The following is a 15,184-nucleotide window of genomic DNA, read 5'->3' as shown; positions in this document are numbered from 1 at the left end:
CTTGCCGGATGTGTGCGGAGCGGCGAGGGGAAGGGAATGATACGCAACGCCTTGTCTGTCGATGTGGAGGACTGGTTCCAGGTCGGCGCGTTCGAGCGCACGATTCGCCGCGATGACTGGGACAGCCTGACCCACCGCGTCGAGCGCAACACCGATGCCGTGCTGGAGCTGTTCGACGCGGCAGGCGTGACCGCGACCTTCTTCACCCTGGGCTGGGTGGCGGAGCGCTATCCCGCGCTTCTGCGCCGCATCGCCGCTGCGGGTCATGAGGTGGCGAGCCATGGCTACGACCATGCCCGCGTCTTTACCTTCACGCCGGAGCAGTTTCGCGCTGATCTCCGCAAATCCCGCGCCATCCTTGAGGATGCGAGCGGACAGGCCGTGACCGGCTATCGCGCGCCCAGTTTCTCCATCGACCCGCGCACGCCATGGGCGCACCGGATTCTGGCTGAGGAGGGCTATCGCTATTCCAGCAGCGTCGCGCCGATCCGCCACGATCATTATGGCTGGCCCGATTCTCCGCGCTTCGCATGGAAGCCGGTGAAGGACGCGCCGCTGGTGGAGCTTCCCGTTACGACAGCGCGCCTTGCCGGACGGACGCTGGCGGCGGGGGGAGGGGGCTTTTTCCGCCTGTTGCCCTATGGCTTTTCGCACTGGGCGATCCGGCAGGTGAACGGGCAGGAAAATCGTCCCGCCATTTTCTATTTCCATCCGTGGGAGATTGATGCCGGCCAGCCCCGCGTGGCGGGTGCCCCGCTGCGCTCGCGGGTGCGGCACTATAGCAATCTTTCGGCCATGGCGGGCAAGCTGCGCCGCCTGACGCGCGATTTCGCGTGGAGCCGGGTGGATGCGCTGGCCGATCAGGAAGCGGAGCGCGCGTCATGAGGACAGGCAATCGGGCCGACCTGGCGGTGACGGCGCTGGACCTGCGCGATCCGGCGCAGGGGCAGGCGGCGGACGATTATGTGCGGGGCCATGCCGATGGCACGCCTTTCCATCGGCCCGCGTGGCTGCTGGGCGTGGAAGAAGCTACCGGGCACCGCTGCCATCTGTTGGCGGCGGTTGCGCCTTCGGGCCGGATCGTGGGCCTGCTGCCCCTGCATCACGTAAAGAGCCGTCTTTTCGGACAGGCGCTGGTATCCTCCGCCTTCGCGGTGGATGGCGGCATATTGGCGGATGATCCTTCCAGCCTTGCTGCTCTGGTCCGGTCGGCGGAAGATATTGCAAGGGCGAAGGGAGGGCTGTCGATCGAACTGCGGGGCGGCCCATCCCCCGCGGCGCATTGGGAACGTCGCGAGAATGAGCATCTGGGCTTCGTCCGCCCGCTTGCCGCCGATGACGAAGCGGAACTGCTCGCCGTTCCGCGCAAGCATCGCGCCGAACTTCGCAAGGCGCTCGCCAATCCTGCGCTGCGCGTCGAACATGGCCGCGAACCGCGCCATATCCGCGACCATTACCGCGTCTATGGCGAAAGCGTCCGCAACCTTGGCACGCCGGTCTTTCCCGCCCGGCTGTTCCGCGAAATATTGGCCCGTTTCGGCGAGGACGCGGATTTCACCATCGTCTATGAAGGCGACCGCCCGGTTTCCGCCGTGCTGACGCTTTACCATGGCGACCGGGTGATGCCCTATTGGGGCGGCGGCGTGCAGGATGCGCGGCGGCTGCGCTCCAACGAACTCATGTATTACCGCCTGATGAGCCACGGCCGGGCGCGCGGGATGCGGCTGTTCGACTTCGGCCGGTCCAAGGCGGGCAGCGGGCAGGCGGCATGGAAGAAAAGCTTCGGCTTCGATCCCCAGCCGCTTTCCTATCATAGCTGGTCCCCCACCGGCGAGAAGCGCGACATCAGCCCGCAAAGCGCCAAATATCAGCGCCGTATCGACCTGTGGAAGAAGCTGCCGCTGCCTGTCGCCAACCTCATCGGTCCCTATATTTCGCGGGGGCTGGGATGACCGGCGAGATACTGTTCCTTTGTCATCGCATCCCCTTTCCGCCGGATCGGGGTGACAAGATCCGTTCCTATCATCTCCTGAAAAGGCTGGCGGAGGTCGGGCCGGTTCATGTCGGGTGCTTCGCCGATGACCAGCGCGACATGGGCTTCGCGCAGGAAATGGCCGCCTTCACCGCCAGCCAGTGCGTGCTGATGCGCGATCGTTCGCGCGTGACGGCGGGCCTTTCCGGCCTTGCCAAGGGGCAGCCGCTGCTGGTTTCCCTGTTCGACCATCCCGGCCTGCATCGCTGGGTCGCCCGGGTCATGGCGGAAAGGCCCATCGCCGCCGTCGTCGCTTATTCCGCGCAGATGGCGCATTTCGTGCCCGCCTTGCCGCAGGGCGTACGCTTCCTGATGGATTTCGTCGACTTCGACTCCGCGAAATATGCCGCCTATGGCGCGGAAGGCTCCGGCCCGATGGCGTGGATCAACCGGCGCGAAGGCCGCCTCCTTCTCGATTTCGAGAAATCCGTCGCCGCCCGCGCCGACATCTGCGCCTTCGTCAGCGAAGCCGAAGCCGCTCTGTTCCGCCAGGCAAGCGGGCAGGGACCGGCCAAGGTCATCGCCATCGAAAATGGCGTGGCGCTGGACTATTTCGATCCCGCCGCCGGCTTCCCCGCTGTCGAAAAGGGCGGGGGACCGCTGCTCGTCTTCACCGGCCAGATGGACTACCGCCCTAATGTCGAAGCGGTGGAGAGCTTCGCGCGTGAAAGCTTCCCCGCCATCCGCTCCGCCCATCCGCAGGCCCGTTTCGCCATAGTCGGCCGCAATCCCGCCAAATCCGTCGAAGCTCTCGCCGACCTTCCGGGCGTGATCGTGACCGGCTCCGTCCCCGATGTGCGCGGCTGGCTGGCGGCGGCGGATGTGGTCGTCGCGCCGCTCCGCATTGCGCGGGGCATCCAGAACAAGGTGCTCGAAGCCATGGCCATGGCCCGCCCCGTCGTCGCATCCCCGCAAGCCGCCGAGGGGATCGACGCGCAGGATGAAATCCATTTCCTGATCGCAGCTGATCCGGCCGAGGAAGCCGCGAAGATCATCGCCCTGCTTGCCGATCCCACCAAAGCGGCGCGCCTGGCGCAGGCGGCCCGCTTCCGCATGGAGCAACGCTATCGCTGGTCGGCGACGCTGCGCGCCGTGCCCGGCCTGCTGTTGGGCAAACAGGAAAAGGACGCGCGCGCGGCATGAACGAACAGGCTCTTTCCTTCATGCAGGCGCGCCGGATGGAACTGACCGGCTGGCGCGGCCATCTGACCGCGCTGGGCGTGGTCGCACTGGTCATCGTGACGCTCTTCTTCGCCGATGTTCAAAGCATGGCGGCGATCTGGTGGAACAGCTCCACCTTCGGCCATTGTCTGTTCGTGCCGTTGCTGGTCGGCTGGCTGGTGCAGCAGCGCATTCCTGGCCTTCGGCAGTTGCAGCCGGTTGCCTGGCCGCCTGGCCTGCTCTGGCTGGGCGCTGGCGTGCTGGCATGGCTGGTGGGCGAAGCGGCGGGCGTCGCCCTGATCCGCCATGGCGCGCTGGTCGTCATGCTTCAGGGCGCGACGATCGCCCTGCTGGGGCCAATGGTGGCCCGTGCTTTGGCCTTTCCACTTTTCTACGCCTTCTTCATGGTGCCCTTTGGCGAAGAACTGGTCCCGCATCTTCAGCTTGTGACGGCGCGCCTTTCCATGCTGTTCCTGACCGGGGCAGGCGTCCCCGCGCATCTGGACGGCATCTTCATCACTACGCCCACCGGCTATTTCGAAGTGGCCGAAGCCTGTTCCGGCGCGAAGTTCCTGATCGCGATGACGGCTTATGGCATGCTGGTGTGCAATGTCTGCTTCCGCACATGGCCCCGCCGCCTGATCTTCATGGCGGGCGCGTTGTCGCTTTCCGTGCTGGCGAATGGAGTCCGCGCTTTCGCGACCATTCTCGTCGCCCATATGACCACGGTGGATGCAGCGGTCGGTTTCGACCATGTCGTTTATGGTTGGGTGTTCTTCGCGATCATCCTCGCCATCGTGATGGCGACCGCCTGGCCCTTTTTCGACCGCAAGCCAGGCGACCCCTGGTTCGATCCCCGCGATTTGCAGGGCAAAGTACGCGCAGTCGCTCCTACGGGGACCATCGCCGGAGCCGCGCTGGCGCTCATCGTCGCGGCCCCGCTATGGCTCGCGGCGACCGCGGCGGGGGGCGAACCTCTCCCGTCAACGCTTCGCCTGCCTGAAGTCAATGGATGGACCCGCGCCGACGCGCCGCAACGCTATCCATGGAGGCCGCGCTTCGACGGCGCGGATCATTTTGTCATGGCCCGCTATCGGAATGCGGCGGGGCAGGTGGTGGACCTCGCCATCGCGACCTATGATCGGCAGGAGGAGGGGCGCGAACTGGTTGGCTTCGGGCAAGGCGCCGTCGATCCCGACCGGCAATGGGTCTGGTCCTCCCCCGCATCCGCGCCGAAAAACGCGCTCGGCGAGCAGATCACCGCTCCGGGCCCCGTCGTGCGCGATGTAGTCAGCGTCTTCACGGTCGGCTCCGGCGAGCCCACCGGAAGCAAGCCACAGGTCAAGATGGCGACCATGCAGGCCCGCCTGCTCGGCGGCGACCAGCGCGCCGCCGCCATATTGGTGTCGGCGGAAGAACGGGAAGGCCAGCCCGCCAGCAAGGCGATATCTGCTTTTCTGGCTGATCTCGGCAATGTGAAGGATTTGGCTGACCGCAGCGTCGGCATACGCTAAAGCCCTTTCGCATGTGCGGGATAGCGGGTATTTTTCATCTTGAAACGGCAAAGCCGGTCGATCCGTCGCGGGTACGGGCGATGCTGGACGCGATGCCCTATCGCGGCCCGGACGGCAGCGGCGTCTGGACAGCGCCTGGCGTGGGCCTTGGCCACCTTCGCCTTTCCATCATAGACCTTGCCGCCGGCGCGCAGCCGATGCTGACGGAGGATGAAAGCCTTGCCGTCGTTTTTAATGGCGAGATCTACAATTTCGCGGAAGTGCGGGCGGAACTGGAGGACAAGGGCCATGTCTTCCGCACCCACAGCGACACCGAAGTCATCCTCCACGGTTATCGGCAATGGGGCGAAGCGTGCGTCGAACGCTTCCACGGCATGTTCGCCTTCGCCCTGTTCGACGCGCGGGCGCAGTCGCTCTGGATGGCGCGCGACCGGCTGGGGGTGAAGCCGCTGCATTATGCGTTGCTGTCGGACGGTAGCCTGATCTTTGGATCGGAACTGAAAAGCCTGCTCGCCCATCCGCTGCTCCGCCGCGCCCCGGATATTTCGGCGGTCGAGGATTATATGGCCTATGGCTATATTCCCGACGACGCCTGCCTCGTCGCGGGCGTGAAGAAGCTGGGCGCGGGGGAAACGCTCCGCCTCGTGCGCGGACGCCCCGTGTCGAATCCGCAACGCTATTGGGACGTGAGCTTCGCCGACCGCACAAAGTCGAAACCGGCCGAACTGGAAGAGGAACTGGTCGCCCTGATGCGGCAGGCGGTGCGGTCCCGCATGGTGGCGGACGTGCCGCTGGGCGCATTCCTCTCCGGCGGCGTGGACAGTTCCAGCGTCGTGGCGCTGATGGCCGAAGCGTCGAAACAGGCGGTCAAAACCTGCACCATCGGCTTCGACGTCGCATCGCTGGACGAAACGGCCTATGCCGACCGCATTGCCCGCCGCTTCGCCACCGATCACCGCTCCCGCATCGTCTCGCCCGACGATTATAGCCTGATCGACACGCTGGCCTTCCATTTTGATGAGCCTTTCGCCGACGCCTCCGCGCTTCCCACCTATCGCGTGTGCGAACTGGCGCGTGAGCAAGTGACGGTCGCCCTGTCCGGCGACGGCGCGGACGAAGCCTTCGCAGGCTACCGCCGCCACCGTTTCCAGATGCAGGGGGAGCGTGTGCGCGCCTTGCTGCCCGCCCGATTGCGCCAATCCGTATTCGGCACGTTGGGCCGCTATTATCCCAAGGCCGATTGGGCGCCGCGCCCGCTGCGCGCCAAATCGACCCTGCTCGAACTGGCGGGGGAGGGCGGGGAAGCCTATGCGGCCTCGGTCGGCGTCACCCCCTATGACCTGCGCCGCCGTCTCTTCACGCAGGATGTGAAAACGGCGCTGGGCGCTTACCGGGCGGAGGATCGTTATATCGCGGCGATGGCGAATGCGCCCGCACGCGACGCGCTGGACCGGGCGCAATATGCCGACATCCGCATCTGGCTCCCCGGCGACATACTCACCAAGACCGACCGGATGAGCATGGCCGTCAGCCTGGAGGCGCGTGAGCCGCTGCTCGACCACCGTATCGTCGAGTTCGCCGCCCGCCTGCCGGTATCGCAGCGCATCCGGGGCAATAGCGGCAAATATCTGATGAAGAAGGCGATGGAGCCTTATCTGCCGCAGGATATTCTCTACCGCCCGAAAATGGGTTTCGTGACGCCCATCAGCGACTGGTTCCGTGGGCCGCTGGCGGGGGAAGCGACGGCGGTCGCGGGCGGATCTGCACTGGCCAAGACGGGCTGGTTCGACACCAAGCTGCTGGGCAAGGTCGCCGCCGACCACAGATCGGGCCTTGCCGACCATGGCCGCCTGCTCTGGCAACTGGTGATGCTGGACAAGGCTCTGGGGCGGCTTTTCGGGCTTTAGGTTTCGCGCGACGCTGAATGACGGTTGGGGGTGGATCGCGGATTGCGCGCTTTGTGGACCTCCGTTCGTCGTGAGCCTGTCGAAGGACGCGCGCAACGGCCCGGTTTTATCATGTGCTTCGGCTCGTTCAGGACGAACGGAGGTGGGTGCGACGTCCCCAACTGGCCGAAAATCGCCGCCGCATCCGTGTGAGCTTGCAAACTCGCGGCATCCTCTCGCCCTAAACCCTTGCAACCATCGCCCCACGGTGCCACGGAGCGCCGGAAGAGGGAACCGATTGGGCGCACCAGTGACCATCTCCAAGGAAATCGTGCGGCTGAGGCTTTATTTGCTGTGTCTGTTGTCGGACATGGCTGCGCTGTTCCTGTCCTTCCTCATTGCCAATTTCCTCGTGCTGGGCGCCTGGGCGGGCGAACCGGGCAAGCCCCATGGCCTCGTCATGTTCGCCATGATCGCGCCGCTTTATACGCTGCTTGCCGTGCAGGGCGGGGCCTATGGCATTCACATGCTGGAGGATGTGCGCCGCGCTGCCTTCCGCGCGCTGCTGGCCTTGGCGCAGGCGGCCTTGCTGATGCTGCTCATCGTCTATCTGGGCAAGATCGCGGAACAGCTTTCGCGCCTGACCTTCCTGACCGGCTTGCTGCTGTCGGCCGTTGGCGTAGCCATGGTGCGCCTCGCCATTGCGCGCCTTGGCGACAGGCTGCTGGGCGAAGTGCCGCATCTGACCGCCGTCATCATGGATGGCGTGGCGATCGATACCGGCCCGCACATGCTGGTCATTGCCGCCGACGCCGCCAATCTCCACCCCGAAAATCACGATGCCGACATGGCGGCCCGCCTCGCCGCTGCGGTGGGCATGGCGGAGCGGGTCATCGTTGCCTGCCCGCTCGAACGCATGGATGACTGGTCGGTGGCGCTCAAGTCCCTGTCGGCGCGAGGTGAGATCGTCGTGCCAGAAATGCTCCGCTTCGCTCCGGCGCGAGTGGACGAGTGCGATGGCCAGCCCACCATCGTCGTCGCCGGCGGTCCTTTCCAGTTTCGCGACCGCATCATCAAGCGGCTGTTCGACGTGGCAGTGGCGAGCGCCGCGACCATCGCCCTGTCGCCCGTCCTGATCGCCGCCGCGCTGGCGGTGAAGCTCACCAGCCCCGGTCCGGTCCTCTTCCGCCAGCCGCGCATCGGCCGCGACGCCCGCCCCTTTAACATCTACAAATTCCGCTCGATGCGGACGGAGGCCAGCGACCGCAAGGCGGACAAGCTCACCGCCCGCGACGACGATCGCCTGACCCCGGTCGGCCGTTTCCTGCGTCGCACCAGCATTGACGAACTGCCCCAACTCTTCAACGTCCTGCGCGGCGACATGAGCATCGTAGGCCCGCGCCCTCACGCCGCGGCGGCCAAGGCGGGGGACAGCCTCTATTGGGAAGTCGACGCCCGCTATTGGGAACGCCATTGCATCAAGCCCGGCATGACCGGCCTCGCGCAGGTGCGGGGGCATCGCGGTTCGACCGATCATCATCAGGATCTGATCGACCGCCTCCAGTCCGATCTTGAATATGTGACCGAATGGTCGATCCTGCGCGACATCCGCATCATCGTCATGACGCTGGGCGTGGTCGTCCATCACAAGGCCTACTGAACGGGTGACGATGGTCGATCTGATCCTCGTTCTTATCCTGCTGCTGGCGCTGGCGGCAGTGGCGTGGCCGTTCCTGTTTTATCCGTTGATCCTGCGCGCGCTTCCGGCAAAGACGGAGCAACCGCTTCCCGGCACGGCCCCAACCGCCTCGCTCCTTTTCTGCGCCTATAACGAAGCCGCAGCGATGCCGGAAAAGCTCGCCAATCTGGCGATGCTGAAGGCCCGTCACCCTGGCCTTGAAATATGGGCCTTCGACGACGGATCATCGGACGATACCGCCGCGCTGATCGAAGGGCCGGGCGATCTTGTCACCCTGATCCGGGGGCCGGGCCGCAGCGGCAAGGCGCACGGCATGAAGCAACTTGCCGCCCGGGCGCGTGGCGATGTGCTGATCTTCACTGACGCCAACGTGCTGCTGGACGCCGACGCCGTCGACAATCTGCTCGCCCGCTATGCGGACCCTGAGATCGGCGGTGTGCTGGGATCGCTGCATTATGTGGGAGAGGACGAAAGCGCCACCGCCTCGGTCGGCTCCCTCTACTGGCGGATGGAGGAACGGCTGAAGGACGAGGAATCGCGCACCGGCAACGTGCTGGGCGCGGACGGTTCGATCTTCTCCATCCGCCGTTCGCTCTACCCGGATTTCCCCGACAGCGTGCTGGATGACCTTACCGTGTCGATGGCCGTGATCTTCGCGGGGCGGCGTCTGGTCAAGGCGAAGGATGTGATCGCCCGCGAACGGCTCGTAGCTGCGCGGGGCGACGAATATCGGCGCAAGGTCCGCATCGCCGCCCGCGCATGGCACACCCACAGCCATTTGCGCCCGCAACTCCGCCGCATGAAGGCGCTCGACCGCTTCAAATATGCCTCGCGCAAGATCATCCGCTGGTTCGGCGGTCTGTTCATCCTGACGGGCGGAGTGGCGGCGGCGGCGCTGGCATGGCGCATTTCGCCCTTGCTCTTCGGCGCGGCCCTGCTGGCGGCGGCCCTGCTCGCAGGGATCGCCTTTCGTGCCAGAGGCGGCCCGCTTGCGGCGCTCGCGGACATTCTCATTGCCTATGCCGCCACCTTGCAGGGCGTCATGAAGGCGATGCGTGGCCGCACCGTCACCATATGGAATCCGGCCAAGTCGCGCTGATCCCCCTCGCCAAAGCCGGTGCATATTGTATAGGCCGGTCCCTGTCCTCATGCGGAGAATGGCGTGATTACTGTTCAGCGGGTCGCAAAAGCCGCCGGCAAGCATCTGACGAAAACGGGGCTGAAACTCCGCAAGGCGCTGGGCGCGCGTCCTGATCGCGGCTGCCCGGCCTGCGGGCGGACGGTCATTGGTTTCTTTCGCTATGGCGACAATGCCGAATGGGGTTGCCCGGAATGTGGCGCTTCCCCGCGTGAGAGGCTGATGAACCACCTGATCGCGCAGGGCGTTCTGAGCGTGCCCGTCGATGGCGCGATCCTGCACATGGCGCCCAATGAAGCCAGCCTTGTCCGCCGTTTTTCCGCCGCGAAAGACTATGTCCCCGCTGACATTGACCCCGCCCGCTACACGGTCCCGGCCATGCGGCGCGTCGACCTCATGGAACTCAGTGAGACGGATCGCTACGACCTGTTCTACGCCAGCCATGTGATGGAGCATGTGCCCGATGACCGCGCCGTGCTCGGCAACATCCTGCGCGCATTGAAACCGGGCGGCGAGGCATGGCTGATCGTGCCCCTCTGGGACAGGCCGACCGAGGATGGCAGCTTCGACATCCCCCCGCGCGAGCGGGAGCGGCGTTTCGGCCAATGGGACCATGTGCGTCAATATGGTCCCGATTTCGCCGATCGCATCCGGCAGGCGGGTTTCGACCTGGAGGAAATCGACGCGGCCTCCATCGGCGCCGATATGCGCCGTCTCTACGCGCTGGACGACCGGCTGTTCCGCGCCCGCAAGCCTGGCGGAGCATCGCTCCGGTGAGCGCCCAGGCAGCCGGAGGGCTGCTCGCCCGCATGGAGGGGTCGGCGCGCATCCTGGCGCTCGTGAAGCTCGCCAATGTGGGATTGGTGCTGATCTGGGGTTTCGCCGTCACCTATGTCTTTGTCCGCGTGTTGCCGCTGACGGAGTTTCAGGCGTTCCTGCTGCTCGTCGCGTTCGGCAATTTCACCATCTCGGCGGAGTTTGGCCTCACCAGCATCATCTACGCCCGGCTGCGGCGGCACTGGCTGGGCAGCGATGCGGCGACGGAGGACAGCGGCTTCCGACTGGAGGAAATGGGCATCCTGTTCCTCTTCCTGGGCCTGCTGATCACGGGCGGCGTGCTGATCTTGCTGATCGCTCTGGCGGCGGGCGGGCTGAAGACGGCCATGCCGCTGCTCTTCCTCCTTTTCTTCCTGTCCGCCTGCCTCAACCTGCCGGCCTTGCTGGCCAAGCGGGCATTGGCGGCGGTGGATGGCAATTTCATCTGGGAAGCGCTCGATTGCCTGCGGCGGGTCATGACGATCGCGCTGCTGCTCGCGATTCTCGGCGGGCTGGACCCGCGGCTGTCGGTCGCGCTGCAACTGGGCGTCAGCATCGCCGTCATCGGCTATGCCATCGCCCTGGTCCACAATCGGTTGAAGATGCGGCGCGCGCACTGGTTCGCTTTCCGTGTCGGCGGCGGCCATGTGCGGCGGCATTATCTGCGCGACATCGGCGCGTCGGCGGCGTTCACCATGTCGGACATAATCGCCTATAACGCGCCCTATTTCACCATCGCCGCCGCCACCAGCGATGCGCGTCCGATGCTGTTGTTCGATTTCTTCTTCAAGATGTCGCGGGCGCTCTCCATGCTGGTGCGGGCTGCTGTGGAGGCGGCGCTTCCCCGCATCACCCGCGCTTTCCATGCCGGGGACGGCCCGCGCCTGCGACAGTTGATGGGGCGGGCGCTGGCGGTGGCCCTGTTCTTTGCGGTGGGGGCATCGGCCGCGCTTCTGCTGGTCGGCCGCTGGCTGTTCGACCGGCTGTTCGACGGTCGGGCGGCCATCGGCTTGACCGAACTGCTGCTGATCGACCTTGCCCTGCTGGCGCTCGCCGTCATTTGCGTGTCCGTCTATGTGCAGGCGGCGCTCGGGCGTTTCTCGCTTCTGTTGCGGCGGTCGTTGCCCTTTCTGGCGGGGTCGCTGCTGAGCGTGCCGCTGGCGCGCTCCTTGTGGCCGCAGTATTTCGATTCCGCCTTCCTGTTCCTTTATGCCGCGACGCTGGCGGTGGTGGCGTCGCTGCATGCCCTGTCGCTCCGCCGTCTCATGCGAGAGGTGCGTTCTTGAAGATCGCCATGGTCGATCCCTCGCTCTTTACAGGGCGCTATGATGACAGCCTCTGCGCGGCCATGGGCGCGGCGGGAGAGGACGTGGCGCTTCTGGGTCGCCCCGTGCGCCCGACGGACGCCTTCATTCCGCAGCATTACCGCTACGTTCCCCGCTTCTTCCGCCGCAGCGAAGCTGTGCGGGGCCGGCTGGGAGAAGGGCGCGTCTTTCGTCTTCTAAAAGCCGCCGAATATGGATGGACCAGCGCGCTCGGCAAGACCGAGGATCTGGCCCGCGCCGATGTGCTTCATTTTCAGTGGCTTCCACTCGCGCCCGCCGACAGGCTGCTGCTGCGCCGTCTGCGCCGCAGAGTGGCGCTCGTCCACACCGTCCATAATGTCGATGCCTATCATGCCGATGCAGGGTTTCAGGGACGGGGCTATCGCGCGCTGCTCGATCTGTTCGATGCGCTGATCGTCCATGGCGACACCACGCGGGAGGCGCTGGTCGCGCAAGGGGTTTCCGTCGACCGCATCCATGTGACGGCCCATCCACCCATGCGGCTCGCGCCGGCCATGCCCGACGATTTGGCAAGCGTTCCCGATCCCATGCGCCCGCGTGTGCTGTTCTTCGGCACGATCCGTCCTTATAAGGGCGTCGACCTGTTGATCGAAGCATGCCTTTCCCTGTGGCAGGGCGGACATGATTTTGAGCTGGTGCTGGCCGGAAAGCCCTTCATGGACATCGCCCCGCTGATGGAGGGCGTGCGCCGGGCGGGCTTTGGTGACAGGCTGATCTGCGACTTGGGCTTCCTGCGCGAACAGCGGCTGGACGCGCATATGGCGAAGGCGGACATCATCGTCTTTCCCTATCGCCATATCGATTCAAGCGGCGCGTTTCTGTCCGCGCTTCATCATGGCAAGGCGATGGTGACGTCCGATGCGGGCATGTTCGCCACGTTGCCGGAGGCCGTGGCGATCCGCTTTCCGGCGGGAAATGCGCCCGCCCTCGCACAAGCCCTCTTGCCGCTCCTGCAAAGCCCCGCCATCAGGCAGGCGAGGGGTGGGCAGGCGCACGCCTATGGAGAAGATATGGGCGACTGGAAGGACATGGCCTTGGCGACGATCGACATCTACCGCAAAGCCATGGCTGCCCGGACATGAGCCGCTACGCTCGCGAACTGTCCGACCGGTGGCGGGCGATGCGTCTCGCCATGGGTGGGCGCGTTCATCAATATCCCGAAATCCAGGCGCTACGGCGCTTTCTGAGCGCGTTCAACGTGGACTGCGTTTTCGATGTGGGCGCCAATCGCGGGCAATATGCGACCATGCTCCGCAAGGATGCGGCCTTTACCGGCACGATCCTGTCCTTCGAACCCAATCCCGATATTTTCGCGGAGCTTTCCCGCCATGCTGCTGCGGACAGGCGCTGGCATGTCTTCAACATGGCCCTGTCCGACTTCGATGGCACGGCCAGCTTCAACATCATGGCGGCCGACCAGTTCAGCTCGCTGAAAAAGCCCGCCGCCGGTCAGGACGCCATTTTCGCGGACCGCAACAAGGTCACGCGCACCGTCGATATGGCCTGTCGCCGCCTCGAAAGCCTGTTGCCGGAATTGCAGGCGGCGCATGGCTTTACATGCCCCTTCCTTAAGATGGATACGCAAGGCCACGACCTCGCCGTGTGCGAAGGGGCGGCATCGGCGCTGGGCGTCATGACGGGCGTTCAGACGGAATTGGGTGTGCGGCCTATTTATGAGGGCGGGACGGGCTATCGCGCCATGATCGACTGGCTGGCGGAACATGGCTTCGTCCCTTCGGCCTTTTTCGCCAATAATAAAGGGCATTTCCCCTTGCTGGTCGAGATGGACGGCATTTTCGTCAATCAGGCATTGCTGGCGGCGGCGGATTGATGGGGGGACGTGATCAAGGAACAGGCGGCCCTTCCCGGATAGGCGCGTTCACGCTGTTCCAGGTGGGCGGGCTGGGCCTTGCCTTCTGGCTGATCGCGACATTCCTGTGGCACATCACGTTCGGGCAGGGGGCCAGCCTGCCGGTGATCCTGTTCCTGGATCAGGATTTCCCCGCGTTGCTGATCGCTCTGTTGCTGCTCGCGCTGGCAATGCCTTTCGCGGAAGGGAAGGGGTTCGGACTGCCCGCTCCCCGGTCGCGCATCATCATTCCGCTGGTGGTGGTGTTCGGGCTGGTGGCGTGGGCCGGGCATTATCTGTTGTTTCAAAACTATGCCATCTCGCGCGATGAGGAGGTTGCCCGCTTTGCGGCCGCCTATATCCGCGAAGGATTGTTCGCCCGCCCCATCCCGGCCGAATGGGAAGGCTATCGCCGCGCCATCATGCCGGAATTCTTCTCGCCCTTCGGCGCTGCGGACTATTGGACGGCGGCCTATCTGCCGGTGAACAGCGCAATCCAGGCCTTGTTCTGGAAGCTGGGCGATCCCAATGTGGCCGGGCCGGCGCTGCTGGTCGCGGGACTGATCGCGCTGTGGCGGGTGGCGCTCCATCTCTTTCCCGACCGGCCCGATGCGGTATGGGTGACGATGCTGCTGGGGCTGTCTTCGACGCAGCTCTGGATCACGGCGATGACGCCCTATGCCATGACGGGGCATTTCGCGCTCAACATGGTCTGGCTGGCGCTGGTGCTGCGGGGCGGCTGGCTGTCCCATCTGGTTGCGGGTCTGGTCGCGCTTGTCGCGGCCGGGCTGCATCAGTGGCATTTCCCGCCGATCTTCATCGCGCCCTTCATCCTCTGGATGCTGCTGGGGCGCCGATGGGCGGTCGCGGCCTTCCATATTCTGATCCTGATCCTGATCGTCATCGTCTGGGCAACGCTGTGGCCCGGTTTCCTGACGCATGTGCTGGGGCCGCCTATGGACGTGCGCCCGGCGGCAGGCGTGGCTGACAAGGTCGGCAGCCTGTTCGAGCGGTTAGGCGACCGCTGGCAGCCGCTAGTCAACCTGACCCGCTTCATCGCGTGGAACAATATATTGATGGTGCCGCTGGCGGTGCTGGGCGTGGCGGCGATGCGCTGGCGCAGGGCATTGAAAGGGCAGGAAATCGCCTTGCCGCTTGCTCTGGGTTGTCTGGCGGGCTGTGGGCTGGCATTGGCCCAGGGCTATGGCTGGGGGTATCGCTATGCCCATGGCTTCATCGGCCCCTTCTGCCTTCTTGCGGGGCTGGGCTGGGCGCGTTTCCGTCCGGCGGGGATGATGCGGCCGATCTTCATTGCCTTGGCCATCACTCTGGTTACGGCTGGTTTTCTTGCTTGGCGGACCCATCTCTTCGTCGCGCCCTATGCCGCGAGCCATCGCATGATCGACGCGTCGAAGGCCGATGTCGTGCTGGTCGATCCGCGCGGAGGTCTGTTCGTCACGGATCTGGTGCGTGGGCGCAATGGCGTGCCGGGGCGGCCCATGGTCATGAACCTTAGCATGTTGACGTTGGATCAGGTCGACAAGCTCTGCGCCGACTATGTGGTGGAATTGTTCGACCGTGCGGAGTTCCGCCCGCTCGGCGTTCCGCTTGCGCGCTGGAAGCTGGGCCGGATGGATGCGCTGCGGGCGCATATGAAGGTGGTGGGTTGCGACAAGCCCGTGCAGCCGCCGCTTCCCGCGACGCTGGAGGATGCCTTCAAGGCGGCGGGCGACGTTCTTTGAT

The 15,184-nt window shown here is 65.2% G+C and carries 12 protein-coding genes; all 12 read left to right on the top strand.

Going from position 1 to position 15,184, the window contains the following annotated elements:
• The first annotated feature begins 36 nt into the window (after window positions 1-36).
• The 12 genes from LDB26_RS10280 (at window position 37) to LDB26_RS10225 (ending at window position 15,183) form a co-directional block, all read left to right on the top strand.
• Complete coding sequence (locus tag LDB26_RS10280; protein ID WP_257538317.1) at window positions 37-885, top strand: XrtA system polysaccharide deacetylase; 849 nt, start codon at window positions 37-39, stop codon at window positions 883-885.
• The gene (locus LDB26_RS10275; RefSeq protein WP_062066233.1) at window positions 882-1,952 is read left to right on the top strand and encodes a FemAB family XrtA/PEP-CTERM system-associated protein; all 1,071 of its coding nucleotides are present in this window, start codon (window positions 882-884) and stop codon (window positions 1,950-1,952) included. Before LDB26_RS10280 ends, LDB26_RS10275 begins: the two co-directional genes overlap by 4 nt.
• The gene (locus LDB26_RS10270) at window positions 1,949-3,175 is read left to right on the top strand and encodes a TIGR03087 family PEP-CTERM/XrtA system glycosyltransferase (RefSeq protein WP_257538316.1); all 1,227 of its coding nucleotides are present in this window, start codon (window positions 1,949-1,951) and stop codon (window positions 3,173-3,175) included. The genes LDB26_RS10275 and LDB26_RS10270 overlap by 4 nt, the downstream gene beginning before the upstream one ends.
• Complete coding sequence (gene xrtA, locus LDB26_RS10265; protein ID WP_062066228.1) at window positions 3,172-4,707, top strand: exosortase A; 1,536 nt, start codon at window positions 3,172-3,174, stop codon at window positions 4,705-4,707. The genes LDB26_RS10270 and xrtA overlap by 4 nt, the downstream gene beginning before the upstream one ends.
• An 11-nt stretch (window positions 4,708-4,718) precedes the next feature.
• Entirely contained in the window at window positions 4,719-6,614 is a 1,896-nt protein-coding gene (locus tag LDB26_RS10260; protein WP_062066225.1) for an XrtA/PEP-CTERM system amidotransferase, read from the top strand.
• Window positions 6,615-6,903: 289 nt separating this feature from the next.
• Complete coding sequence (locus LDB26_RS10255) at window positions 6,904-8,253, top strand: sugar transferase (RefSeq protein ID WP_062066222.1); 1,350 nt, start codon at window positions 6,904-6,906, stop codon at window positions 8,251-8,253.
• A 10-nt stretch (window positions 8,254-8,263) separates the two neighbouring features.
• Window positions 8,264-9,391, top strand: coding sequence for a glycosyltransferase (locus LDB26_RS10250; protein ID WP_257538315.1), 1,128 nt, complete (start codon window positions 8,264-8,266; stop codon window positions 9,389-9,391).
• 63 nt (window positions 9,392-9,454) lie between these two features.
• Window positions 9,455-10,207: a class I SAM-dependent methyltransferase gene (locus LDB26_RS10245; RefSeq protein ID WP_257538314.1), complete on the top strand. Its 753-nt coding sequence runs from the start codon at window positions 9,455-9,457 to the stop codon at window positions 10,205-10,207.
• Window positions 10,208-10,239: 32 nt separating this feature from the next.
• The gene (locus LDB26_RS10240; RefSeq protein WP_257542064.1) at window positions 10,240-11,532 is read left to right on the top strand and encodes a hypothetical protein; all 1,293 of its coding nucleotides are present in this window, start codon (window positions 10,240-10,242) and stop codon (window positions 11,530-11,532) included.
• Window positions 11,529-12,674, top strand: coding sequence for a glycosyltransferase family 4 protein (locus LDB26_RS10235; protein WP_257538312.1), 1,146 nt, complete (start codon window positions 11,529-11,531; stop codon window positions 12,672-12,674). The genes LDB26_RS10240 and LDB26_RS10235 overlap by 4 nt, the downstream gene beginning before the upstream one ends.
• A complete protein-coding gene (locus tag LDB26_RS10230) occupies window positions 12,671-13,423 on the top strand; it encodes an FkbM family methyltransferase (protein WP_062066210.1) in 753 nt (250 codons plus the stop codon). The genes LDB26_RS10235 and LDB26_RS10230 overlap by 4 nt, the downstream gene beginning before the upstream one ends.
• Window positions 13,423-15,183: an MFS transporter gene (locus LDB26_RS10225; protein ID WP_257538310.1), complete on the top strand. Its 1,761-nt coding sequence runs from the start codon at window positions 13,423-13,425 to the stop codon at window positions 15,181-15,183. The genes LDB26_RS10230 and LDB26_RS10225 overlap by 1 nt, the downstream gene beginning before the upstream one ends.
• Window position 15,184: the final 1 nt, after the last annotated feature.

Origin of the sequence: Sphingobium sp. CFD-1 (assembly GCF_024611115.1) — a bacterium.
Lineage (GTDB): Bacteria > Pseudomonadota > Alphaproteobacteria > Sphingomonadales > Sphingomonadaceae > Sphingobium > Sphingobium baderi_A.
This window is presented reverse-complemented; position numbering and strand designations above follow the sequence as displayed.